This window comes from Streptomyces sp. cmx-18-6 (assembly GCF_046548915.1).
GTDB lineage: Bacteria > Actinomycetota > Actinomycetes > Streptomycetales > Streptomycetaceae > Streptomyces.
In genome coordinates, this window is the sequence record NZ_JAEBEP010000005.1 from 383,167 (window position 1) to 406,746 (window position 23,580).

Sequence of the window (23,580 nt, forward strand, 5' to 3'; positions counted from 1 at the left end):
TTCCGTCCTCAAACGCCGGACGGGCCGGGTCGGACCGAGCCGGACGGACCGAGCCGGGCACGCAGAAGGGCGTGGAGTACGGGACCGTATCCGTACTCCACGCCCTCGTTCAGGGGGTGACAGGGACCGCGGCGGCGGCGATCGGCCCCGGGGAGGGCCGCCTCCTTCAGGTCAGGAGGCGGTCCCCGGGTCCTTCACCACCGCACTGGCATCGCACAGCCGCCGCGGCCTCGTCGTCCTGCCCGTGCCGCGCGGCACCCCTCATCCGGGTGCGCGGTACGGGCAGGGGTCCGGGTGGAGGCTCAGTCCTCGCGCAGGGCGCGGACGGCCTCCTCGACGCGCTTGCCGTAGTCGGGGTCGGCGGCGTGGAAGTGGGCGAGGTTCTTCTCGATCACGTCGTCGCGGGTGACCTGCGAGAGACCTCCGGCGATGTTCGCGACCAGGCGGCCCTTCTCGTCCGACGACATCAGCCGGAAGAGCTCGCCCGCCTGGAAGAAGTCGTCGTCCTTGACGTGGGCGGGAGCCTCATGGGCGCCCGTCCAGCCGTGCACCGCCAGCGGGGCGGAGAGCGCCGCGTTGCTCTGGGCGGGGCCCGCGTACGAGTTGGGCTCGTAGTTCTTGTCGTGGCGCGAGCCGTAGCGGGTGGCGTGCACCCCGTCGCGGCCGTAGTTGTCGACCTCGGCCGCCTTCGGGGCGTTGACCGGCAGCTGGGTGTGGTTGACGCCCAGACGGTAGCGGTGCGCGTCCGCGTAGGCGAACAGCCGGCCCTGGAGCATCTTGTCCGGGGACGGGCCGATGCCGGGCACGAAGTTGTTCGGCGAGAACGCGGCCTGCTCGACCTCGGCGAAGACGTTGTCCGGGTTCCGGTCCAGGACCAGCCGGCCGACCCGCTGGAGCGGGTAGTCGGCGTGCGGCCACACCTTGGTGAGGTCGAACGGGTTGAACCGGTAGTCCGCGGCCTCGGCGGCCGGCATCACCTGGACGTGCAGCGTCCAGGACGGGTTGACGCCCCGCTCGATCGCCTGGAGCAGGTCCGTCTGGTGCGAGTTGGCGTCCTTGCCCGCGATCTCGGCGGCCTGCTCGCTGGAGAGGGACCGTACGCCCTGGTTGGTCTTGAAGTGGTACTTGACGAAGAACGCCTCGCCCTCGGCGTTCGTCCACTGGTAGGTGTGCGAGCCGTAGCCGTTCATGTGACGGTACGAGGCGGGGATGCCCCGGTCGCCCATCAGCCAGGTGACCTGGTGCGTGGCCTCGGGGGAGTGCGCCCAGAAGTCCCAGACGTTGTCCGGCTCCTGCTTGCCCGTGAAGGGGTCGCGCTTCTGCGAGTGGATGAAGTCGGGGAACTTGATCGGGTCCTTGATGAAGAACACCGGGGTGTTGTTGCCGACCAGGTCGTAATTGCCCTCGTTCGTATAGAACTTGAGGGCGAAGCCACGCGGGTCGCGCACCGCGTCCGCGCCGCCGAGCGAGTCGGCCACGGTGGAGAAGCGGAGGAACGTCTCGGTGCGTTTGCCCACTTCGGAGAGGAAGTCGGCGTGGGTGAAGCCGGTGACGTCGTCCGTCACCTCGAAGTAGCCGTACGCGCCGGAGCCTCGGGCGTGGACCACGCGCTCCGGGATGCGCTCACGGTTGAAGCGGGCGAGCTTCTCCAGGAGGTGCTGGTCCTGGAGGAGGATCGGTCCACCGACACCGGCGGTGGCGGAGTTCTGGTTGTCGGCGACCGGGGCGCCTGACTCGGTCGTGAGCACACGCTTAGCCATGTGGCGGGATGACCTTTCGTACGACTGCTGACGGCTTGAGGAGCGTAGATTCGCCGCGAAGTAACGTCAACAGTTTGTTGAAAACGAAGTGTGTGGTTCCGGGCCGCGGCGGCGCCTGGGCGCGACAGGACAGGTGTCAGCGCCACCGCGGCCCGGAGATCAGGGGGCCCGTCGTGCGGGCCGTGGCCCCGTACGGGGCCAGGGGCTCCTTGCGGAGCCGGGAGGGGTCAGACCTGGGAGCCGGAGAGCCGCTCGACCGAGCGCAGCAGCGCCGAGTGGTCCAGGCCGCCGTCGCCCTGGGCGCGCAGCGAGGCGACCAGCTGGGCGACCACACCGCCGACGGGCAGGGCCGCGCCGACGTTGCGGGCGGCGTCCGTGACGATGCCCATGTCCTTGTGGTGCAGGTCGATCCGGAAGCCGGGGGCGAAGTCCCGCTTCAGGAAGTTGTCCTTCTTGCGGGTCAGCACGGTCGAGCCGGCCAGACCGCCGTTCAGGACGTCGAGCGCGGCGGCGAGGTCCACCCCGGACTTCTCCAGGAAGACCACGGCCTCGGCGCACGCCTGGATGTTGACCGCGACGATCAGCTGGTTGGCCGCCTTCACCGTCTGGCCGGAACCGTGCGGGCCGCAGAGCACGATGGTCTTGCCGAGCGCCTCCAGGAGCGGCTTCGCGGCGTCGAAGTCCGCCTGCTCGCCGCCGACCATGATGGAGAGCACCGCCTCGATGGCCCCGGCCTCGCCGCCGGAGACCGGCGCGTCCAGGACCCGGACGCCCTTCTCGGCCGCGTTCTTCGCGAGGTCCACCGAAGTCTGCGGGGTGATGGAGGACATGTCCACCAGCAGCGCCCCGCCCTTGGCGTTCTCCAGGATGCCCTCCGGGCCGTAGGCGATGGCCTCGACCTGCGGGGACGCGGGCACCATCGTGATGACGACGTCGGCGTCCCTGACCGCGTCCGCGATCGAGGACGCGCCGGCGCCGCCGGCCGCGACCAGCCGGTCGATCTTGGCCTGCTCCAGGGTGTACCCGGTGACGTCGTAACCGGCCTTGACCAGGTTCTCCGACATGGGGGAGCCCATGATCCCGAGACCGATCCAGGCGACCTTGGGGAGGTTGTTGCTCATGAGGGTGCCTTCCTGAAAAACGTGTGTACGTAAGGGGGTCGGGCTCGCCTTCCGGCGGACCCGGCCCGTCCGCGGCCGGTCAGCCGGCCGCTCGGGCCGACGCCGGGAGCCAGTCGAAGGACTCCGCGCTCGGCCGGTCGCCCGGCTTGTACTCCAGGCCGACCCAGCCCGCGTAACCGGCGTCCTTCAGCTCGTCGAGCAGCCGCTCCAGCGGGAGCGAGCCGGTGCCCGGCGCGCCCCGGCCCGGGTTGTCCGCGATCTGGACGTGGCCGGTCTTCGCGGCGTACGCCTTGACGACCTGGCTCAGGTCCTCGCCGTTCATCGACAGGTGGTACAGGTCCAGCAGGAACTTGGCGTTCCCGAGGCCCGTCGCCGCGTTGACCTTGTCGACGACCTCGATCGCGGCCGGTGCGCTGACCAGCGGATAGAGCGGCGACTCCGGCTTGTTGAGGGTCTCGACGAGGAGGATCGCCCCGATGCGGTCCGCCGCGCGGGCGGCCAGCACCAGGTTCTCCAGGGCGAGCGCGTCCTGCACCTGCGGGTCCGCGCCCTCGACGCGGTTGCCGTACAGCGCGTTGAGCGCCGTGCAGCCGACCGAGGCGGCGAAGTCGGCCGCCACCTCGATGTTGGCGCGGAAGCGGTCCGACTCCGCGCCGGGCACGGAGAGCGCGCCGCGGTCGGGGCCGGGCAGCTGTCCGGCATAGAAGTTCAGCCCCACCAGCTGGGTGCCGGCGTCGTCGAGCGCCTTCTTGAGGGCGTCGAGCTCCGCCTGCGGCGGGGTGGGGGTCTCGATCCAGGGCCACCACAGCTCGACCGCCGTGAAGCCCGCCGCGGCGGCTGCCGCGGGACGCTCCAGGAGCGGGAGTTCCGTGAAGAGGATCGAAAGGTTCACATCGAAGCGCTGGTCCGGGTATCCCATGAGGATGTCGGCGCTCCTTCCGTATTGCGGAAGTTAGTTTCTGCTTAACGGAAGATTGCCTGGGAGGTGGCGGGGCTGTCAAGGGGGTGCCGCGAAATTCGCCCCGCCGGCGGCCCGGCCGGCAGCCCCATCGGCGGCGTGCGGAATCGGTGGCGGCGGCGCCTTCGAAGTCCTCCCGGGAGCTCCTTCCGGCATACGAAAGCGGGGCGGGGGCCGCCGTCGACCCCCGCCCCGCCCGGCTCTCACACCGTATGAGCCCTCGCTACCCGGCTCCTAGCCGCCCGGCACCGTGTCCTCGAAGGTCTTCCCCGCACCGCGGTACGACCCGACCAGCGCGTTCACCTGCGACGGGGTGAGCACCTGGTCCTTCACATGCAGGACGTAGTCCACCTGCTGGTCGTACGCGCGGGGCGTGGTGCTCGGCTGCCCCTCCAGGTCGATCAGCCACTGGTTGAAGTTGATCGACATCGGCCGCTCGGGCAGGAAGGCCGCCCCGTGCGTCCCGAAGTGCTGGCCGTCGACGTAGTAGGTGATCTGGTTGTCGTCGATGGTCACCACCAGGTCGTGCCAGCCCGCGTACGACCGCCGGGACTCGGTGTGCGCGTTGACCGCCTCCCACGGGTCGGGCCGGTAGGTCTCCCACGAGGTGGCGTAGAGGATGTTGGCCGGCTCGCCCCAGCCGCCGTTCGGCAGATACTCGAAGTCGTACTCCGCGTAGTCGTCCGCCATCGGCGCCTTGAGGTCGTTGATCGTGAAGAACGTCTGCACGATCCGGTCGCCGTCCGGCCCCGAGCGCGGGGCGTCGCTGAACTTCACCCGGGACGCGTACGTCCCGTTCTTGAACTTCATCGACCGCGTCAGGATCTCGGTGTGCTTGGTCGAGGCCCCCGTGCCGGCGGTCGAGGTCTCCAGGTTCATCACCGAGTTCCCGCTCTGCGAGGCGAAGGTGACGTTCTCCGCCGCCCAGGTCGCGCCCGGCACGCCCGGGCCGCCGGAGTTGGACCGCACGCTCCAGCCGTTCGCGTTGATCCTCGGGTCCGTGTGCGAGCTGTAGTTGAAGTCGTCGAACAGCTTCGGCGCGTCCCCCGGCGGGTCGGTCGGCGGGTCCGTGGGGTCCGGCGGGTCGGTCGGTCCGTTGCCCCCGGGAGCCTCGCCCCACACGGTCGCGCCGTTCACCTGGGCCGTCACCTTGGACCAGTCGCCATACGTGGTCCGGTCCGGGCCGAAGGAGTAGTCGTCGGACTGGACCAGGGAGGCCCAGGACGCCTGGTGGAACCGGAGCTGCATGTCCCCGGTGTCCGCGCCCGGTGCCAGCGAGCCGGCCCCGGCGGTGAAGCCGATCTCCAGATACCGGTCGGCGGTCGCGGTCGGGACGGCGGGCGTCCCGAACGTGCCGGTGATGTTCGCGCAGCCCTTCACCGCCCAGGAACAGGCGAACCGGTAGGCGGCGGAGGCCGAGTCGGCCTTGAAGTAGTACCGCACCTTGACGCTGCTCAGCGGTACGGAGGCGGAGCCGGCGTTGCGCACCTTGAGCCACGGCTCGCTCTGGTCGGCGCTCGCGCCGGTCGCGCTCGTACGGTACTGGACGACGATCCCGTCCGCCGCGGCGTTCGCCGAGGACGGCAGCGCGGCGAGCCCGGTGGCGGCCAGGGCCACGGCGGCGGCCGAGGCGGCGGCGGTGCGCAGCCTCGGCCTGGTCCTGCGTGGATTGCTGCGTGATGTGTTCACGGGGTGAGTTCCTCTCCGGAACGGTGGTGGGGGAGTGGTGACGAGTGGGGTCGCGCTGTTCCTGAGGAGGGGGACGCGTGCCTGGTCGCCGCGAGCGACCGCGCGTCCAGCGGGCGGTAGGGGACGCCCAGGGCGTCCAGCCGGGCGGTGTGGTGGCGCAGCCGCTCGACGAACCCCGGCCAGTCGCCGCGTCCGCCGGACCAGGAGCGGTCGGCGAGCGCGCAGAGCCGCGGGTAGACGAGGTACTCGATCTCCTCGGGCGTGCGGACGTACTCGGTCCACAGCTGGGCCTGCGTCCCGAGCACCCGGCCCCGCTCGGCCTCCGGCCAGTCCTCGGGGGCCGGCGCGTGGCCGTGGACCGTGTGCAGGGTGACCGGGGCGCCGGGCTGGGCGATCGGCTCGGACGGGTCGCCGGACTGGGCGTAGTCCAGGTAGGTCGCCCGGTGGTGCGCGGCGATCACCCGGTGGCCGCGCCGGGCGGCGGCCCGTGCGTGGGAAGGGTCGCGCCAGGTCATCACCGTGAAGTCCAGGGGGAGTTCGGTCCCGGTCTCGGCCCAGCCGACGGGAATCCGCCCCCGCTCCACGAGGAACGCCCCGATCCGGCCCATGAACCAGCCGTGCAGCGCCGCCGGGTCCGCGAGCCCCTCGGCCGCCGCGCGCTCCCGGGCGGCCGGGCTGTTCTCCCACTCGGTGGTCGGGCACTCCTCGCCGCCGATGTGGATGTACGGCGACGGGAAGACGTCCATGACCTCCTCCAGCACGGCCCGGCAGAAGTCGAAGACCCCCTCGTGCACGCCGAGGACCGTGTCGCACACGCCCCACCGGTCCCACACGTCCAGCTTCCGCGCCGGGTCGTTCCCCAGCTCCGGGTGGGCGGCGAGCGCGGCCCGCACATGGCCGGGCATCTCGATCTCCGGCATGACGGTGACCCCGCGCTCCGCCGCGTACCGGACCAGCCCCCTCAACTCAGCCTTGGTGTAAGCCCCTTCGTGCGGCACCGCGTCGAAGTGCGCCCCGTCCGGGCCGCTCGGCCCCTTCTGCGACCTCGCCCGCCGGGCCCCGACCGAGGTCAGCCGGGGATAGGCGTCGACCGGCATCCGCCAGCCCTGGTCGTCGGTGAGGTGGAGGTGCAGGACGTTCAGCTTGTGCAGCGCCAACAGGTCGACGTACCGGCGCAGATACGCGATCGGCTGGAAGTGCCGCGCCACGTCCAGCATCGCCCCGCGCCAGGGCCGGTCCGGCACGTCGGTGATCTCGACGCACGGCACGTCCCAGGAGCCGGAACCCCGCGCCCCGCCCGACAGCGCCTCGGCGGGCAGGAGTTGGCGGACCGTCTGGACGCCCCGGAGCAGCCCGGTCGGGCGGGCGGCGCGCAGCAGGAGGGCCTGCGGGCCTACCGTCAGGCCGTACCCCTCCTCGCCGAGGCCCCCGAGCCGGCCGTCCAGGGCGAGCACGATCCGGCCCTCCGGCGACGGGGGCAGCGGCAGCCCGGCGGCCGGGCCGATCAGGGAGCGCAGCAGGTCGGCTGCCGGTTCCGCGCCCGGCAGCGCCCGGACGGCGGTGGACCGGTCGAGGGTGAGCCGGCCGCCCAGCGAGGAGACCTTGCGGGGCCGGGGGAGGAGCGAGAGGGCGGGGCGCGGTGCGGGCACGGGGGCCTCCGGATTCGGTTCGCGGGCGTACGGGGACGGGCGCGGGCGGCCCCGGCCCCTCAGCCCTTGACGGCGCCGGCGGCGAAGCCGGAGGTGACATGGCGCTGGAGCAGCAGGAAGATCACCAGGGCGGGCAGCGCGAAGAGCGTCGAGGCGGCCATCGTGGCCCCCCAGTCGGTGCCGAAGGTGTTCTGGAAGGACGACAGCCAGACGGGCAGGGTCCGGTTGTCCTGCTGCTTGATGATCAGGAAGTTGGCGTAGGCGAACTCGTTCCAGGCGGTGATGAACCCGAACAGCGAGGTCGCCATCAGCCCCGGCGCGAGCAGCGGCATCGCCACCCGCCAGAACGCCCCGGTCCGGGTGCAGCCGTCGACCTGGGCGGCCTCCTCCAGCTCCGGCGGGATCGTGGCGATGAAGCCGCGCAGCACCACGATGGTGAACGGCAGCGTGATCATGAAGTAGATCAGCGTCAGCGTCGGCAGCCGGTCGAGCATGTCGGTGTCCCGCGAGATGATGTAGACCGGGATGATCAGCGACTCCCAGGGCGCCATCTGCGCGATGAAGACCAACAGCATGAACTGCCGCCGGCCCTTCCACCGCATCCGCGCCACCGCGAACGCCGCGCCCAGCGCCACCAGCAGCGCGAGCAGCACCGCCCCCAGCGTGACCAGGATGCTGTTGCGCCAGAACAGGGCGAACCCATCGGCGTCCACGGCCCGTTGGAAGTGGGTGAGGGTCCAGGTGTGCGGGAAGAGCTGGGGGTCGGCCGACTGGATGTCCTTGGACGGCTTGAAGGCCGTGGAGATCATCCAGTACACGGGGAAGAGGCAGACGACCACGGTTACGGCGGCGGCGATGTTCAGCGGCAGCCGGCGAAGGCGCGGGCGTACAGCACGGGCGTTCATCGGGTCTCGTCCTCCTGGCGGAACATCTGGCGGAAGTAGAGGACGAGCACCCCGGACATCAGGACCACGGTGACCATCGAGGCGGCGGAACCCAGGTCGTAACGCTGGCTGGACAGGGCCGTCTGCACCGCGTAGACCGGCAGGATCGTCGTGGCGTCGCCCGGCCCGCCCCGGGTCATCACCCAGATCTGGACGAACGCCTTGAACGTCCAGATCACCTCCAGCGAGAAGACCAGCAGGAAGATCGGCCGGAGCATCGGGAAGGTGACCGACCGGAAGATCCGCCCCGCGCCCGCCCCGTCCAGCCGCGCCGACTCGTACAGCTCCAGGGGGACGGTGGTGAGCGCGGAGTACAGGGTGATCGCGGCGAACGGCACCGACTGCCAGACGATCAGCGTCACCAGGATGGCGAAGGCGGCGGTGCCGTTCGCGAACCACGGATAGCGGTCGAAGGAGTCGAAACCGAGCGTCGTGAGCGCCCAGTTGACGATGCCGAACTCCGAGTGGAACAACCACTGGAACACCGTGGTCGCCGCCACCACCGGCATCGCCCAGGCCAGCACCAGCGAGCACAGCACCACCGTCCGGCCGACCCGGCGCAGCCGCTCCACCATCAGGGCGACCAGGGTGGCGATCACCATGATCAGGACGACGTTGATCGCCATGAAGACGAAGGTGCGGCGGACCACCTCCCAGAAGCGCGGGTCGGCCAGCAGCGTCCGGTAGTTGCGCAGCCCCACGAACTCCGCGTCACCGCTGATCAGTTGGCGGAGCCGGAAGTCCTGGAGGGAGATCAGGACGGCCCGCGCCAGCGGGTAGACCAGCAGATAGAGCATGCCGCCGATGGCGGGGGCGATCAGGGCGTACGGCCACAGGCCGCGCCCCCTGTCCGGCCGGGTCCCGCGCACGGTGAGGCGCGGGGCCGGGCGCTGCCGGGGTGTGCGGGGTGCGGTCCGTTGGTCGACGACCGGCACGGCACGCCTCCTTCCTTGCCTACGCGGTCGGGTGGGGGCGGGGTCAGGAACCGGCGTTCATGGCCCGGGTGATGTCCTGCGACGCCTTCGCCGCCTCCTCGGCCGGATCGCGCCCGGTGAGGACGGCCGTCATGTAGTCCTTGATCGGGTTCTCCGCCTCGACCGCCGCCCAGCCGGGGGTGTTGGGCGTGGCGTGGCCCCTCGCCGCGCCGACCGCCATCGCGGCGGCCCCCGGGTCGTCGGCCACGGCCGAGGCGAGCGAGGTGCGGTTGGGCACGTAGCTCATGGCGACGGCGAGCTTCTTCTGCCACGTGTCCCCGGTCAGCTCCTTGATGAAGGCGACCGCCTCCTCGGGGTGGCCCGCGGCGGCCGGCACGACGAGGTCGGAGCCGCCGGTGAAGACCGCGCCCGGGGTGTCGGCGGTCTTGCCCGGGATGGGGAAGAAGGCCAGCTTGCCCTTGAGTTCGGGGTTCTTCTCGGCGATGACGTTGGCCCCGCCCGGGGTGGAGATGACCTGGGCCACCTGCCCCTGCGCCATCACCTCGGCCTGCGGCGGGTCGTCCTCGTCGGAGTCCTTGGGCCCCTTGCCGAGCGCCTGGAGCTTCTCGTAGAACGCCATGCCGCGCAGCGCCTCGGGGGTGTCCAGCGCACCGGACCATGTGCCCCCGGACTCGGTGGCGAGGTCGCCGCCCTCGTCCCAGATGAAGCCGGCGAGCGCGTACCACATCTGGCCGGGCAGGTAGATGCCCTGTGTGCCGCCCTTGTTGAGCTTGGCGGTGGCGTCGGTCCACTGCTCGCGGGTCTTGATCGCCTTCGCGTCGACGCCCGCCTTCTCGAAGAGGTCGGTGCGGTAGATGACCACCCGGTTCGCCGCGTAGTACGGGATGCCGTACTGCTTCCCCTCGTACGCCCCCGGCTCCGCCAGCCCGCTCAGCCAGTCCTTGCCGTTCAGCTCGTCCTTGCGGTCGCTGAGGTCGAGCAGCCCGCCGCTCTCGGCGAACTGCGCCACCTGGGTGTTGCCCGCCTCGATGACGTCCGGGGCGTCGTTGCTGGCCAGGGCGGCGGTGATCTTCTGCCCTATGCCGTCCCACTCCTGGATCTGGATCTTCACGTCGATCTTCGGGTGGCGCTTCTCGAAGTCCGCGGTGAACTCCTTCTGGAAGGCGTCCGAGACGCTGTCGCGCATCAGCCAGACGTCCACCGTCGTCCGTCCGTCCCCGTTCGCGGAGTCGGACGGCGAACTACAGGCACTGAGCGCGGCGGTCAGGACGAGCACGGACCCACCGGCGAGCAAGCGGTACTTCACGGTTCACCTCGGATAGCAGAACTGTCTGACCTGACCTGACCTGACCTGACCTGACCACCTGACCAGTGGTGTCCACTGGACAGCTCACCTCTCGATGGGGGTTGAAGGTGGCATAGACCAATGGGGGCGTCAACCCCTCGCGTACAAAGGGGTTTTGGTGACCTGTGCGTAACATGACCGCTCGCGCGCCGTCAGGGAGGCGCTACACTGCACCTGACCAGTGAGCCAGTCGGCGGTACTGATCATCCGACTGGTAAGAAAAGAAGGCGTCGGGAGGGGAGCGCATGGACGCGGATGTGCCGGGGACGGTGCTCAAACGGGAGCGGACCCGCGATGCCGTGCTGGAGCTGATCGAGTCGCGCAGCCCCGGCGACGCGATCCCCTCGGAGCGCGCGCTGTGCGCCCTGCTCGGCGTGTCGCGGCCCACCGTGCGCGCGGCGGTCGATGAGCTGGTCGCCGCCGGACTCCTGGTGCGCGAACACGGCCGGGGCATGTTCGTCGCGCCCGCCAAGATCACCCAGGAGCTGGTGGCGGGGGACCGGGCGCTGACCGTGCCGCAGGCGGCGGGCGCCTGGTCCAGCCGGCTGCTGGAGTTCACCACCCTCCAGGCGGGGGCCCGGGTCGGCCGCAAGCTGCGGATGTCACCCGCCGCCGAGATCGTCTACGTGGCCCGGCTGCGGCTGGTCGACGGGGCCCCGATGGCCATCGAGCACCTGCACATCCGGGCCGAGCTGGTGCCGGGACTCAGCGCGCAGGAGCTGGAGAGCGGCGACCTGTACGAGCACCTGCGCGCCACCCACGGCGTGCACGTCCACGAGGCGGTCCAGGCGATCGAGCCCACCGTCGTCACCCGTGCGGAGGCGAAGCTGCTCGACGTCCCCGAGCTCTCCCCGGCCCTGCTCTTCGAGCGGCTGACCTCGGACACCACCGGCCGTCCGGTGGAGTACGTCCACTCGCTCTACCGGGGCGACCGCTACCGGATCGTCTCCCGTCTCGCGCTGGGCCCGGCCGCCGAGGTGGCCCCGGACCGGGAGGGCCACCACCCGGGCATCCCGCCCGGCGACTTCGCCCACGGCGACGCCTTCGCCTCCTCCACCAGGGGGGACATCCAGGCGGGCGGCTGACCTCCGGGTGGGGACGCCTGACCCTCCGGGGCCGGGAGCACCTGCCCCCGGAGCCGGGAACGCGTCACCCCCTCAGGCCGGGGTCGCCCGAGCCCACGGGCCCGGGGCGTCCGCCTCCCCGGCCGCGTACGGCTCCGGAGCGGCCGGGCGCTCGTGCCGGGGCCGGTTACAGTCGTGGCCGAGCCGCGCGCCCGCACCCGCGGCGAGGACACCAGGGAGGCACAGTGCGCTTGAGGGTGGAATTCACCACCGAGCCCTTCGATCTCGACGAGGCGCCCGCCCACGCGGTGGTGGCCCGCGAGGTCATCCAGAGCGCCGAGCTCGACGCCGTGGACGTCGGCCCGTTCGGCAACACGGCGGAAGGGGGCGCGGACGAGGTGCTCACCGCCGTGGACTCCCTGCTGCGCCGGGCCCTGGCCTCGGGCGCCACCCGGGTCTCGCTCCAGGTGAACGTGATCGGGGAGGCGGCCCGGTGACCGAATCCGCCGATCGTCCCCCGGTCGCCGCCGATCGCCCCCCGGTCGCCCCCGGACACCCCCCGTTCACCGTCGACCACCCCTTCGTGTCGGCGGTCAAGCCGCTCGTCGACGCGATGGGGGCCGAGCTGCTGGGGCCCGAGCAGGCCCAGCCGGACGACGTGGTGCTGGCGTGGGAGGGCCAGGACGTCATAGCCGTGCGCCTGCCCCAGCTCTCCGACTCGCTGGACCACATCCTCGCCGCGATGGAGAGACGGCACGGGATGCCGCTCGCCGACCTGGACCGTAAGGCCAAGCAGTCCGTGGTCCGGACCCTGGAGGCACGCGGTGCCTTCTCCGTACGACACGGGGTGGAGACGGTGGCCGGGGCCCTGGGGGTCTCCCGGTTCACCGTGTACAACTACCTCAACAGGGAACATTCGGCCAAGGGTGAGTAGTTGGCCGATCACGCCGAACGCCCAGGAAAGCCGCCGTCCGCATGCCGGGACGGCGGCTTTCTTCGTTCGCGAGATTTCAACAAAGTGTTGACGTGGTGTTGCGGAGGGCGTTAGCTATCCGCAGCCCGAACAACGCACAGCGAAAAACAGCCACGGAGGCTCCCGTGACTTCGAGCTCCACACCGGGCCTCACCCGGTTCAACACCCTGGCGGACGGCGAGGCCACCCCCGCACTGCACGAGGTCTGTGCCAGTGCGGCCTGGGGAAGGATCCTCCTCGCCGGGCGTCCGTACGCCACCGAGGAAGCCCTGCTCTCCGCGAGCGACGCCGCCATGGCCGAGCTCACCGCCGAGGACCTGGCCGAGGCGATGGCGGGCCACCCGCCGATCGGCCGCCCGAAGCCCGGCGACCCGACCTCCTCCCGCGAGCAGCGGGGGATGGCCGGCGCCTCCGAGGAGCTCAAGACCGAGATGCTCGAACTGAACCTGGCCTACCAGGAGCGGTTCGGACATGTCTTCCTGATCTGTGCCACCGGCGCCACCGGTGAGCAGATGCGCGACGCGGTGAAGTCCCGGATCGGGAACTCGCCCGAGCAGGAGCAGGAGATCGTGCGCACCGAACTGGGCAAGATCAACCGCATCCGGCTGACCCGTCTCGTACAGGAGACCCTCGCAGAGGAAGCTCCCGTACAGGACTCTTGAGATCTAGGAGAGTGACGGTCTTGAGTACCGACACGACCGCATCGGTGTCCACGCACATCCTGGACACCAGCATCGGCCGCCCCGCCGCGTCCGTCGCCGTCACGCTCGCCGCCCGCAGCGGCGGCGACGCGCCGTACGTGACGCTCGGGGCCTCCGCGACCGATGCGGACGGGCGCTGCAAGGACCTGCCGGCGCTGCCGGAAGGCACCACCCATGTCCGTCTCGACTTCGACACCGAGACGTACTTTTCCAAGAAGCAAGCCGAGGCGCAGCAGGACGCCCCCCGCGTAAGGGACAGCGGCGCGTTCTTCCCGGAAGTGACGATCGCCTTCGCGGTCGTCCCGGGCGAGCACTATCACGTACCGCTGCTGCTCAACCCGTTCGGCTACTCCGTTTACCGAGGGAGCTAGCACCGACATGCCCACGATTCTCGGCCAGAACCAGTACGGCAAAGCAGAGAACCGCGTCGTAAAGATCACGCGGGACGGCGACACCCACCACATCAAGGACCTGAACGTCTCGGTCGCCCTCTCCGGCGACATGGACGACGTGCACTACTCCGGCTCCAACGCCAACGTCCTGCCGACCGACACCACCAAGAACACGGTGTTCGCGTTCGCCAAGGAGCACGGGATCGAGTCCGCCGAGCAGTTCGGCATCCACCTGGCCCGGCACTTCGTCTCCTCGCAGGAGCCGATCCACCGCGCCCGGATCCGGATCGAGGAGTACGCCTGGGAGCGCATCGCGACCTCGGACGGCAACTCCAAGTTCATCGGCGCCGACGAGGTCAAGCACTCCTTCGTCCGCAAGGGCCAGGAGACCCGCGTCTCCCAGATCACCTACGACGGTGAGAACTGGGAGGTCGTCTCGGGCCTCAAGGACCTGACCGTGATGAACTCGACCAACTCCGAGTTCTGGGGCTACGTCAAGGACAAGTACACGACGCTGAAGGAGGCGTACGACCGCATCCTGGCGACCGACGTCTCCGCGCGCTGGCGCTACAACTGGACCAGCGACGAGCAGCGCATGCCGAACTGGGAGAAGTCCTACGAGCAGGCGCGCAAGCACATGCTCCAGGCGTTCGCCGAGACGTACTCCCTCTCGCTCCAGCAGACCCTGTACCAGATGGGTTCGCGCATCATCAACAGCCGCAGCGAGATCGACGAGATCCGCTTCTCGCTGCCGAACAACCACCACTTCCTGGTGGACCTCGAACCGTTCGGCCTCAAGAACGACAATGAGGTCTACTTCGCGGCGGACCGCCCCTACGGTCTGATCGAGGCCACCGTGCTCCGGGACGGCGTCGAGCCGAAGATCCCGGTCGACATGACCAACCTCTGACGCGGCACTGAACCCGCCCCCGTCCGCTCAACGTCGGGCGGGGGCCGGTCATCCCGGAGGAATCACCCATGGCACAGCCAGCAACGGGGCCGGCCGAAGGCCCGTTCGAAGCCCCAAAGTCTCTCACTGCCACGGCAGTTCACCCGGTCGACGAAAAGCTGCCTCCCGCTCGGCTCGTTCCCGCCGCGCTCCAGCACATCGCCGCCATGTACGCCGGTGTCGTCACCCCACCGCTGATCATCGGCCAGGCGGTCGGCCTGGACGCCGCCGGCATGACCCGGCTCATCGCCGCGAGCCTCCTGATCGCCGGACTCGCCACGATCCTCCAGACCGTGGGCCTCGGCACGTTCGCCGGGAACCGGCTGCCGTTCGTCAACGCGGCCTCCTCCGCCGGCATCGCCCCGATGCTCGCCATCGCCGAGACCAGCGCGCCCGGACGCCAACTCCCCGCGATCTACGGGGCGGTGCTCGTCGCCGGAGTCTTCTGTCTGACGGTCGGGCCGTTCTTCGGCAGGCTGCTGCGCTTCTTCCCGCCGCTCGTCACGGGCGTGGTCATCACCCTCATCGGCGTCACCCTCATGCCCGTCCCGATCGCCTGGGCGCAGGGCGGCGACGCCACCGCCGCCGACTTCGGAGCGATGAAGTACCTTGCGCTGGCCGCCTTCACGCTCGTCGTCATCCTGATCGTCCAGCGCTTCGGCCGTGGCTTCCTCAGGCAAGTGGCCCTGCTGGTGGGCATGTTCGTCGGCACGCTGGCCGCGATCCCGTTCGGACTCGCCGACTTCTCCGCGCTGAAGTCCGCACCGATCGCCGCCCTGCCGACCCCCTTCGCCTTCGGCGCGCCGGAGTTCCACCCGGCCGCCGTCCTCTCCCTCTGCATCGTCATGCTCGTCCTGATGACGGAGTCCTCCGCGGGGATGCTGGCCCTCGGGGAGATCTGCGACCGCCGCACAGACGGCCCTACGATCACCCGGGGCCTGCGCACGGACGGCATCGCCACCCTGCTCGGCCCGGTCTTCGGCGGCTTCCCCACCAGCGCCTTCGCGCAGAACGTCGGCGTCGTCTCCCTGACCCGCGTACGCAGCCGGTACGTCGTCGCGGCGGCGGGCGGCGCGCTGCTGGTCCTCGGCGCCTTCCCGGTGCTCGGCGCGGTCGTCTCGCTCGTCCCGATGCCCGTACTCGGCGGCGCCGGCATCGTCCTGTTCGGCTCCATCGCGGTCAGCGGCATCCGTACGCTCTCCGAGGCCGGGCTCGACGACAGCTCCAACATCATCCTGGTCGCCGTCGCGCTCGGCGCGGGCATCATCCCGCTCGCCGCGCCGACCTTCTACGCCGGATTCCCGGCCTGGGCGCAGACCGTCCTCGGCTCCGGGATCAGCGCGGGAGCGCTGGTCGCGGTCGTGCTCAACCTGTTCTTCCACCATCTCGGCACCCACAGCCGTAACGCTGTGGCACTCAAATCCTCCTAGGGTCCTGCCGTGCCCACATCGCCACAGAAAGAAGAAGGAAGCACCATGGCAGCTTCGGCAGACCCTCAGCGCATCATCATCGAGAACTGTTCGATCGCCACTGTCGACGCCCACGACACGGAGTACGCCTCCGGGTACATCGTCGTGGCGGGCAACCGCATCGAGTCCGTGGGCGCCGGCAAGGCGCCGGAGGGCCTCGCCGGGGTCGTCCGGCGCATCGACGCCACCGGACACCTCGCGACGCCCGGCCTGGTCAACACCCACCACCACTTCTACCAGTGGATCACCCGGGGCCTGGCCACCGACCACAACCTCTTCAACTGGCTGGTCGCCCTCTACCCGACCTGGGCGCGCATCGACGAGCCGATGGCCCGCGCCGCCGCGCAGGGCTCGCTCGCCATGATGGCCCGGGGCGGCGTCACCACCGCCATGGACCACCACTACGTCTTCCCGAAGGGCTCCGGCGACCTGTCCGGCGCGATCATCGGGGCCGCCCGCGAGATGGGCGTAAGGTTCACCCTCGCCCGGGGCTCCATGGACCGCAGCGAGAAGGACGGCGGCCTGCCCCCGGACTTCGCCGTCGAGACCCTCGAAGGCGCGCTCGCCGCCACCGAGGCCACCATCGACGCCCACCACGACACCTCCTTCGACGCCATGACCCAGGTCGCCGTCGCCCCCTGCTCACCGTTCTCGGTCTCCACCGAACTGATGCGGCAGGGAGCGGAGTTGGCCCGCCGCAAGGGCGTACGGCTGCACACCCACGGCTCCGAGACCGTCGAGGAGGAGCAGTTCTGCAAGGAGCTGTTCGGGATGGGCCCGACCGACTACTTCGAGTCGACCGGCTGGCTCGGCGACGACGTGTGGATGGCGCACTGCGTCCACATGAACGACTCCGACATCGCCGCCTTCGCCCGTACGGGAACGGGCGTCGCCCACTGCCCGTCCTCCAACGCCCGCCTCGCCGCCGGCATCGCCCGGGTCCCCGACATGCTCGCCGCCGGAGTCCCGGTCGGCCTCGGCGTGGACGGCACCGCCTCCAACGAGTCCGGCGAACTCCACACCGAGCTGCGCAACGCGCTCCTCATCAACCGCCTCGGCGCCCACCGCGAGGCCGCCCTCAACGCCCGCCAGGCCCTGCGCCTGGGGACCTTCGGCGGAGCCCAGGTGCTGGGCCGCGCCGACCAGATCGGCTCCCTGGAGGCCGGCAAGCTCGCCGACCTCGTGCTGTGGAAGCTGGACACCCTGGCCCACTCCTCGATCGCCGACCCGGTGACCGCCCTCATCTTCGGCGCGGCCGCCCCGGTGACCCTCTCCCTCGTCGACGGCAAGCCGGTCGTCGAGGGCGACCACCTCACCACGGTGGACGAGGACGCCATCGCCCGCGTCACCCGCGACGAGGCCCGCCGCCTCGCGCAGATCGCCGCCGGAGCCTGACCCCGGCGGTGTCCCCGAACCGCCGGGCAGTCACCGACTCCCGCGGTATCCCCGACCGGCCGGTCGAGGGGGACGGCCCGAGACCGGCCGCCGTGGACCCGAGCGGGGTCCGCGGCAGCCGGTCCGGCGGACGCGCACCCGATGGTGCGCGTACGCCGGACCGGTGATGAACGCTGCCAGCACGCCCCCAACGTGCGCGCCCCCCGTACCCCCCTCTGCACCACCTGCACGACCTGCACCACCTGAGAGAGCCGCAAGCACCGCCGCACCACTTACGCACCACCTCCCTGAACCCCACGTCGCCGACGACGTGTAACCGACCGGAGGAACCGCCGTGGCCGCTAAGCCCAGGTTTCGCAAAGACGCAGATGCAGCCGCCCCCGACGCGACGGACGACGCCGTCGCAGAAGCAACGGACGGCCGGAAACATCCGGTCGACGAAACGCTCCCACCCCTGAAGATGTTCACCAGCGGCCTCCAGCACGTGGCCGCCATGTACGCGGGCGTGGTGGCCCCGCCGCTCATCGTGGGGCCGGCCGTCGGCCTCACCGCCAAGGAGACCGCTTTCCTGATGGGGGCGAGCCTCTTCACCGCGGGCATCGCCACCCTGCTCCAGACCATCGGCTTCTGGAAGGTCGGCGCGCGGCTGCCCTTCGTCAACGGCGTCTCGTTCGCCGGGGTCGCCCCGATGATCGCGATCGGCAAGGACCGGGGGCACGACGGCATCGCCGTGATCTTCGGCGCGATCATCGTCGCGAGCCTGCTGGGGTTCGTCCTCGCCCCGTACTTCTGCAAACTCGTCCGCTTCTTCCCGCCGGTCGTCACCGGCACCGTCATCACCCTGATAGGCGTCTCGCTGCTGCCGGTCGCCTTCAACTGGTCCCAGGGCGGCAACGCGTCCGCCGACGACTACGGTTCGATGACCAACATCACCATGGCCGCCGTGACCCTGGTGGTCGTCCTGGCCCTGCGCAAGCTGCTGCGCGGCTTCCTCCAGCAGATCGCGATCCTGCTCGGCCTGGTCATCGGCACGCTGATCGCCATCCCGGCCGGCATCACCGACTTCAGCGCGATCAAGAACGCCGACGTGGTCGGCTTCCCCACCCCGTTCGCCTTCGGCGGCCCGCAGTTCGAGATCGCCGCCATCGTCTCCATGTGCATCGTGATGCTGGTCTGCATGACCGAGTCCACCGCCGACATGCTGGCCCTCGGGAAGATCGTCGGCCGCCCGGCGGACGAGAAGATCATCGAGGGCGGCCTGCGCGCCGACACCCTGGGCAGCGCCATCAGCCCGATCTTCAACGGGTTCATGTGCAGCGCCTTCGCCCAGAACGTCGGCCTGGTTGCCATGACGAAGATCCGCAGCCGCTTCGTCGTCGCGGCGGGCGGCGGCATCCTCATCGTGCTCGGCCTGGTGCCCATCGCCGCCTCCGTCATCGCCCTCGTACCGCTGCCGGTGCTCGGCGGCGCGGGCATCGTCCTGTTCGGCACGGTCGCGGCCAGCGGCGTCCAGACCCTGGCGACCGCCGCCCTGGAGAAGGGTGAGAACGCGCTGATCGTGGCGGCGGCCCTGGGCATCGGCCTGATCCCCATCGCGGCGCCGCAGTTCTACCACGCCTTCCCGGAGAGCCTGCTGGTCGTCCTCGACTCGGGCATCTCCACCGGCTGCGTGGTGGCCATCGTGCTGAACCTCGCCTTCAACCACTTCGGCCGCGGGCCGGACGCGGAGGACGAGGAGCCGGCGAACGGCGAACACGTGGTCCCGGCGGCGGCAGGGGTGGGCGTGCACTGACGTGCGCGCTTGCCCGCCGCCCGGTGAAGCCCCGTGCCCGGCACGGGGCTTCGGCCGTGGCGCGACCCCCGGAGTCCGCCGCACCGGTCTGCCGGGCGACGCCCCCGGAGCGGACGGCCGCCCGGCGGCTGTAGCGTCAGGGGTATGGAAGATCAGTCAGTTGTGGATGTCGGCGATGTGCGCCTCGCGTACCGGACCTGGGGCGATCCGTTCGGCTCGCCCGTCGTGCTGCTGCACGGCCTCGGCGGTTCCGCCGCGGACTGGGAGGCGGCCGGCGCCCTGCTGGGCCACGAATGGCGGGTCTTCGCCCTGGACCTGCGCGGCCACGGCGAGAGCGACTGGCCCGACGAGTACGACCTGGAGCTGATGGCCGAGGACGTCCTCGGCTTCCTCGACGAGCTGGAGCTCGACCGTGTGGGCCTGGTCGGCCACGGCATGGGCGGTGTCGTCGCCCGGCTGCTGGCCCACGAGCACTCCGACCGGGTGGAGCGGCTGGTGCTGGTGGAGACCCCGGCCCCGTTCCCCGGCGACCCGGGCCCGGCCGGGCGGCCCGAGGGCCCGGTGGACTACGACGAGAACGCGGTGTCCGCCGTACGCGACCAGCTCGCCGACCCCGGCCCGGACGCGGCGGAGGGCCTCGGCGAGATCGTCGCCCCCACGATGATCATCACCGGCGGCCCGGAGAGCCGCATGCCGCAGGACCGCCAGGGCGACATGGCCTCCCTGATCCCGGACTGCCGGCTGATCACGGTCCCCGGCGGCCACCGGATGCACGAGACCCGGGCGGACCAGGTGGCGGGGCACATCACGGAGTTCTTCACCAGCTGAGGGACCTTCGGGGCCGGGGCGAGCGGTCAGGCGTGGGCGATGCCGCGCCACGGTTCCGGCGTCCGACCGCGCCGCTCACCGCCCCCCTCGACCCCCCGGCCGCCAGTCCGGCCGGCGGCCGCTGAGGCCGATCACCCGGTCCAGGAGCGGGGCGGTCTCCGGCACCGGGACCGGCGGGCCGAAGACGCCCCCGCGGTCCGGGTCGTCGTCGGCCGGGGCGAGCAGGGCCGCGCAGGCGAGCAGTTCGGCCTCCCCGGCCCCGTACGGCTGTCCGGTGGAGCGGGCCAGGTCCCAGCCGTGGACGACGAGTTCGTCGAGTGCGACGGCCCCGGCCGCCTCGCCCGGCAGCTCCACCCCGCCCGCCCGCGTCATGCCCGTCCAGGCGGAGGGGGAGCGCCAGGCCGTCACCAGCTCCTCCAGCCGCCGGGGCAGCGTCTCGCGCCAGTCGTCGTCGAGAGCGGGGAGGGCGGCGTCCGGGGAGAGAGCCGTGCCGGCCCCGAGGTCCTTGCGGGCCGCGTCCCGGAACGCGGCGGCCAGGCCGTGCAGATGGGCGAGCAGCTCCCGTACGGCATAGTCCGGGCAGGGCGTCGGGAGACCTAGCCGGTCGTCGTCGACGCCGTCGAGCAGGCCCGCGATCCGCCGGGCGGCCGGCTCCAGGTCGAGGGCGGGGGTGTGCGTGCTGTCGGAGTTCATACAGGGCAGACCCTTCCACGGCCGGGAACTCATCGGAGCACGGCAGGGAACCGGGTCGGAGCGGGCCCGCCGGACCGTGTGCGGGTGCGCGGCGCACACCACCACATAGCGGAAGGTTCCTTTCCGTCCCCTTGTCGGCAACCCCCACGCCATGTCATACAGGTCTGGACCATTGCTGTCCGGATGGAAGGCACCACCGTGCAACGCCCCCACATGTCTGCCGCGTTGGCCTGCACCGCCGCCCTGCTCCTCGCCCCCCTCCTCACCGCCTGCGGCGGCACCGCCGAAGCCGACACGCAGCCCCCCAGCGTCCCCGCCGGAGTGACCGCACAGGCCAGCAGCTCCACCTCGGTGCACGTCATGTGGGAGGTCGCCTCCGACAACGAGACGGTCGCCGGCTACGAGGTCTACCGGGGGAAGGACAAGGTCAAGAGCGTTCCGGCGACCAAGAGCATGATCGACGTCGACGGGCTGACCGCCTCCACGGACTACACGTTCTCCGTCCGGGCCAAGGACGCCGCCGGGAACCTCTCCGAGCCCAGCAAGGCCGTCCCCGTCACCACCCGGGCCACCCCGCCCAAGGACGACGAGCCGCCCACCGCCCCGAAGAAGCTGACGGGCACGGCAGACGGGGCCCGCTCGGCCACCCTCGCCTGGGGCGCGTCCAAGGACGACGTCGGCGTGACCTCGTACGACATCTACCAGGAGGACTCCCGGATCCACAGCGTCCCGGCCGCCGAGACCACGGCGAAGCTCACCGGGCTGCGCCCCGGGACCGTCTACACCTTCACTGTCCGGGCCCGGGACGCCTCCGACAAGTCCTCGCCCGACAGCAACGCGCTCGACCTCACCACCGCGTCCGCCCCCGGCGCCCCCGCGAGCACCGCCCCCACCGGGCTGCGCACGGAGGTCGGCAAGGAGGGGGCCGAGTTCACCGTCGACCTCTCCTGGGACCAGCCCGACACGGGCGGCGTGATCCCCGCCTATCAGCTCTATCTGAACGGCAAGCTGACCACCACCATCGTCTGGGGCGGTACGCCTCCGAAGGGCCGCGCCACCTACCGGCTGAACCTCGCCGACCCGCCCGGCACCCGCTACTCGGTGAAGCTCAGGGCCAAGCTCCCGGACGGCAAGTGGGGCGACTTCTCGGCCCAGCCCACGATCGTCCTGGCGGACTGACGCCTCCTGGCCCATCCGCCTCCCAGGCGTGCGGCCCCTCGGCCCCTGTGATCCATTGGTCCCGGAACGGGCCGGAGGGACCGAAGGGGCTGCACCATGGATCCGGGAGACGACCTGAGCACACGGGCCGACGCGGAGGCGGAGCCCCCGGCAGGGAAGAAGTTCACCTTCCCCAGCGCCCTCACCATCCTCGCGGCCGTCACCCTCGCCGTCTGGGCCCTGGCCTTCCTCGTCCCGCCCGGCGCCTACGACCGCACCGAGGACGGGGCCCCGGTCCAGGGCACCTACCACCGCGTCGACTCGGACCAGACCTTCGTCGACCGGCTGAACGACCTCTTCCTCTCCCCGGTCAACGGCCTCTACGGCGTCCAGGACGCACGGACGGGGGAGGTCGGCCCGGAGCTGGCCGGCGAGCTGTACGGCAGCGCCGGCGTGTTCCTCTTCGTGCTGGCCATCGGCGCGTTCATCACGGTGGTGTTCGCCACCGGAGCCCTGGACCGGGGCATCGGCCGCCTGGCCCACCGCCTGCGCGACCGGGGCGCGCTGCTCATCGCCGGGGTGATGCTGGTCTTCGCGCTGCTCGGTACGGTCGAGGGCTTCGCGGAGGAGACGCTCGGCTTCTACGGCCTGATCGTCCCGCTGATGCTGGCCCTCGGCTACGACCGGATGGCGGCCACCGGCACGATCATCCTCGGCGCGGGCATCGGCGTGCTCTGCTCCACGGTCAACCCCTTCGCCACCGGAGTGGCCTCGTCCGCCGCCGACATCTCGCTCGGCGACGGCATCGTGCTGCGCGCGATCATGTGGGTGGTGCTGACGGCGGTGACGATCGCCTACGTCGTCCGGTACGCCAACCGCGTACGCGAGGACCCCGGTCGCTCGCTCTCCGGCTTCCTGCCCGGCGACCGCGAGCACCGTGCGGCGGACGCGGGGGAGCCCCCGGAGCTGACCGGCCTCCACCAGGTCGTCCTGGTCCTGGTCGCCCTGGTCTTCACCTTCATGATCTTCTCGGTGGTGCCCTGGTCCAGCGCCCTCACGGGCGACGCCGACGCCACCCCGTACGGCTTCGAGCTCGGCTGGTCCTTCCCGCAGCTGGCCGCGCTCTTCCTGGTCGCGGCGGTGCTCGTGGGCGTCGTCGCCCGGTTCGGCGAGCAGCGGCTCAGCTCCACGGTCATCCAGGGCGCGGCCGACTTCATCTCGCCCGCGCTGGTCATCGTCCTCGCGCGCGGCGTCACCGTCATCATGAACAACTCGCAGATCACGGACACCGTGCTGCACTCCATCGAGGGCGTGGTCTCGGGCACGTCGTCGGCGCTCTTCGCCGTCATCGTCTTCCTCGTCAACCTGCCGCTGGCCTTCCTCATCCCCTCCACCTCCGGCCACGCCACCCTCGCCATGCCGATCCTGGCCCCCCCTCGCCGACTTCGCGGGCGTCCCGCGCGCGGTGGTCGTCACGTCGTGGCAGGCGGCGAGCGGCTGGATGAACCTGTGGGTCCCGACGACGGCGGTCACGATCGGCGGGGTGGCCCTGGCGAAGGTCGGTTACGACAAGTACCTCCGGTTCGTCTGGCCCCTGCTGGCGATCCTGGCCGCCCTGATCTGCGGGTTCGTGGCGCTGGGGGCGGTATGGACGTGAAAGGGCGGGCACGGGCCCGGTCCCCGGGCCGCACGGAGGCCCCCTCCGCACAGGGCGCGCCGGCTGGCTAGGGTGGCTGTTCCTGGCGAACCGGAACGAGGAGGGCGG

Annotated in this window: 20 protein-coding genes and 1 pseudogene; 12 read left to right on the top strand and 9 right to left on the bottom strand. The window is 71.1% G+C overall.

Annotation, left to right across the window (positions count from 1 at the left end; translation table 11 throughout):
* Positions 1-302 precede the first annotated feature (302 nt).
* From ACLJPL_RS14810 to ACLJPL_RS14845, 8 genes are all read right to left on the bottom strand, one after another.
* Positions 303-1,760, bottom strand: a complete 1,458-nt coding sequence (locus tag ACLJPL_RS14810) for a catalase (protein ID WP_411081281.1) — start codon at positions 1,758-1,760, stop codon at positions 303-305.
* 227 nt (positions 1,761-1,987) lie between these two features.
* Positions 1,988-2,881 (bottom strand): 2-hydroxy-3-oxopropionate reductase, encoded by an 894-nt coding sequence (locus ACLJPL_RS14815; RefSeq protein ID WP_411081282.1) that lies wholly within the window; start codon positions 2,879-2,881, stop codon positions 1,988-1,990.
* A gap of 79 nt (positions 2,882-2,960) precedes the next feature.
* The gene (locus ACLJPL_RS14820) at positions 2,961-3,800 is read right to left on the bottom strand and encodes a TIM barrel protein (protein WP_411081283.1); all 840 of its coding nucleotides are present in this window, start codon (positions 3,798-3,800) and stop codon (positions 2,961-2,963) included.
* 273 nt (positions 3,801-4,073) lie between these two features.
* A complete protein-coding gene (locus ACLJPL_RS14825; protein WP_411081284.1) occupies positions 4,074-5,528 on the bottom strand; it encodes a cellulose binding domain-containing protein in 1,455 nt (484 codons plus the stop codon).
* A complete protein-coding gene (locus ACLJPL_RS14830) occupies positions 5,525-7,177 on the bottom strand; it encodes a beta-N-acetylhexosaminidase (protein WP_411081285.1) in 1,653 nt (550 codons plus the stop codon). The genes ACLJPL_RS14825 and ACLJPL_RS14830 overlap by 4 nt, the downstream gene beginning before the upstream one ends.
* A gap of 59 nt (positions 7,178-7,236) precedes the next feature.
* A complete protein-coding gene (locus tag ACLJPL_RS14835; protein WP_411081286.1) occupies positions 7,237-8,082 on the bottom strand; it encodes a carbohydrate ABC transporter permease in 846 nt (281 codons plus the stop codon).
* Positions 8,079-9,056 carry a carbohydrate ABC transporter permease gene (locus tag ACLJPL_RS14840; RefSeq protein WP_411081287.1) on the bottom strand — a complete coding sequence of 326 codons (978 nt, stop codon included), beginning with the start codon at positions 9,054-9,056 and terminating at the stop codon, positions 8,079-8,081. The genes ACLJPL_RS14835 and ACLJPL_RS14840 overlap by 4 nt, the downstream gene beginning before the upstream one ends.
* A 43-nt stretch (positions 9,057-9,099) precedes the next feature.
* Positions 9,100-10,362 carry an extracellular solute-binding protein gene (locus tag ACLJPL_RS14845; RefSeq protein WP_411081288.1) on the bottom strand — a complete coding sequence of 421 codons (1,263 nt, stop codon included), beginning with the start codon at positions 10,360-10,362 and terminating at the stop codon, positions 9,100-9,102.
* Between the two features lie 284 nt (positions 10,363-10,646).
* Between ACLJPL_RS14845 and ACLJPL_RS14850 the strand changes: the two genes are divergently transcribed.
* The 10 genes from ACLJPL_RS14850 (at position 10,647) to ACLJPL_RS14895 (ending at position 19,964) form a co-directional block, all read left to right on the top strand.
* The gene (locus ACLJPL_RS14850) at positions 10,647-11,486 is read left to right on the top strand and encodes a GntR family transcriptional regulator (RefSeq protein ID WP_411081289.1); all 840 of its coding nucleotides are present in this window, start codon (positions 10,647-10,649) and stop codon (positions 11,484-11,486) included.
* Between the two features lie 224 nt (positions 11,487-11,710).
* Positions 11,711-11,962 carry a hypothetical protein gene (locus tag ACLJPL_RS14855; RefSeq protein WP_411081290.1) on the top strand — a complete coding sequence of 84 codons (252 nt, stop codon included), beginning with the start codon at positions 11,711-11,713 and terminating at the stop codon, positions 11,960-11,962.
* Positions 11,959-12,399, top strand: a complete 441-nt coding sequence (locus ACLJPL_RS14860; RefSeq protein ID WP_411081291.1) for a helix-turn-helix domain-containing protein — start codon at positions 11,959-11,961, stop codon at positions 12,397-12,399. The genes ACLJPL_RS14855 and ACLJPL_RS14860 overlap by 4 nt, the downstream gene beginning before the upstream one ends.
* A gap of 164 nt (positions 12,400-12,563) precedes the next feature.
* On the top strand, positions 12,564-13,100 hold the full coding sequence (uraD, locus tag ACLJPL_RS14865; RefSeq protein WP_411081292.1) for a 2-oxo-4-hydroxy-4-carboxy-5-ureidoimidazoline decarboxylase: 537 nt from the start codon (positions 12,564-12,566) through the stop codon (positions 13,098-13,100).
* A gap of 20 nt (positions 13,101-13,120) precedes the next feature.
* Complete coding sequence (gene uraH / locus ACLJPL_RS14870) at positions 13,121-13,510, top strand: hydroxyisourate hydrolase (protein WP_411081293.1); 390 nt, start codon at positions 13,121-13,123, stop codon at positions 13,508-13,510.
* A 7-nt stretch (positions 13,511-13,517) separates the two neighbouring features.
* Positions 13,518-14,441 (top strand): factor-independent urate hydroxylase, encoded by a 924-nt coding sequence (gene pucL, locus ACLJPL_RS14875; RefSeq protein WP_411081294.1) that lies wholly within the window; start codon positions 13,518-13,520, stop codon positions 14,439-14,441.
* 68 nt (positions 14,442-14,509) lie between these two features.
* Positions 14,510-15,910: a nucleobase:cation symporter-2 family protein gene (locus ACLJPL_RS14880; protein WP_411081295.1), complete on the top strand. Its 1,401-nt coding sequence runs from the start codon at positions 14,510-14,512 to the stop codon at positions 15,908-15,910.
* Between the two features lie 45 nt (positions 15,911-15,955).
* Positions 15,956-17,344, top strand: coding sequence for an 8-oxoguanine deaminase (locus tag ACLJPL_RS14885; protein WP_411081296.1), 1,389 nt, complete (start codon positions 15,956-15,958; stop codon positions 17,342-17,344).
* Between the two features lie 334 nt (positions 17,345-17,678).
* Positions 17,679-19,136, top strand: a complete 1,458-nt coding sequence (locus ACLJPL_RS14890) for a nucleobase:cation symporter-2 family protein (protein WP_411081297.1) — start codon at positions 17,679-17,681, stop codon at positions 19,134-19,136.
* A 144-nt stretch (positions 19,137-19,280) separates the two neighbouring features.
* A complete protein-coding gene (locus tag ACLJPL_RS14895; protein WP_411081298.1) occupies positions 19,281-19,964 on the top strand; it encodes an alpha/beta fold hydrolase in 684 nt (227 codons plus the stop codon).
* Positions 19,965-20,039: 75 nt separating this feature from the next.
* On the opposite strand, the gene ACLJPL_RS14900 is transcribed toward ACLJPL_RS14895, so the two are convergent.
* Positions 20,040-20,657, bottom strand: a complete 618-nt coding sequence (locus ACLJPL_RS14900; protein WP_411081299.1) for a TIGR03086 family metal-binding protein — start codon at positions 20,655-20,657, stop codon at positions 20,040-20,042.
* Between the two features lie 183 nt (positions 20,658-20,840).
* On the opposite strand from ACLJPL_RS14900, the gene ACLJPL_RS14905 reads away from it, so the two are divergent.
* Complete coding sequence (locus tag ACLJPL_RS14905; RefSeq protein ID WP_411081300.1) at positions 20,841-21,836, top strand: fibronectin type III domain-containing protein; 996 nt, start codon at positions 20,841-20,843, stop codon at positions 21,834-21,836.
* Positions 21,837-21,932: 96 nt separating this feature from the next.
* Positions 21,933-23,472, top strand: a pseudogene (locus ACLJPL_RS14910) (YfcC family protein).
* The last annotated feature ends 108 nt before the right edge of the window (positions 23,473-23,580 follow it).

Coding starts and splice junctions, on each gene's coding strand:
- ACLJPL_RS14810 (WP_411081281.1), bottom strand. CDS start 1,760: ATGGCTAAGCGTGTGCTCACGACCGAGTCAGGCGCCCCGGTCGCCGAC.
- ACLJPL_RS14815 (WP_411081282.1), bottom strand. CDS start 2,881: ATGAGCAACAACCTCCCCAAGGTCGCCTGGATCGGTCTCGGGATCATG.
- ACLJPL_RS14820 (WP_411081283.1), bottom strand. CDS start 3,800: ATGGGATACCCGGACCAGCGCTTCGATGTGAACCTTTCGATCCTCTTC.
- ACLJPL_RS14835 (WP_411081286.1), bottom strand. CDS start 8,082: ATGAACGCCCGTGCTGTACGCCCGCGCCTTCGCCGGCTGCCGCTGAAC.
- ACLJPL_RS14850 (WP_411081289.1), top strand. CDS start 10,647: ATGGACGCGGATGTGCCGGGGACGGTGCTCAAACGGGAGCGGACCCGC.
- pucL (WP_411081294.1), top strand. CDS start 13,518: ATGCCCACGATTCTCGGCCAGAACCAGTACGGCAAAGCAGAGAACCGC.
- ACLJPL_RS14880 (WP_411081295.1), top strand. CDS start 14,510: ATGGCACAGCCAGCAACGGGGCCGGCCGAAGGCCCGTTCGAAGCCCCA.
- ACLJPL_RS14885 (WP_411081296.1), top strand. CDS start 15,956: ATGGCAGCTTCGGCAGACCCTCAGCGCATCATCATCGAGAACTGTTCG.
- ACLJPL_RS14895 (WP_411081298.1), top strand. CDS start 19,281: ATGGAAGATCAGTCAGTTGTGGATGTCGGCGATGTGCGCCTCGCGTAC.
- ACLJPL_RS14900 (WP_411081299.1), bottom strand. CDS start 20,657: ATGAACTCCGACAGCACGCACACCCCCGCCCTCGACCTGGAGCCGGCC.
- ACLJPL_RS14905 (WP_411081300.1), top strand. CDS start 20,841: ATGGAAGGCACCACCGTGCAACGCCCCCACATGTCTGCCGCGTTGGCC.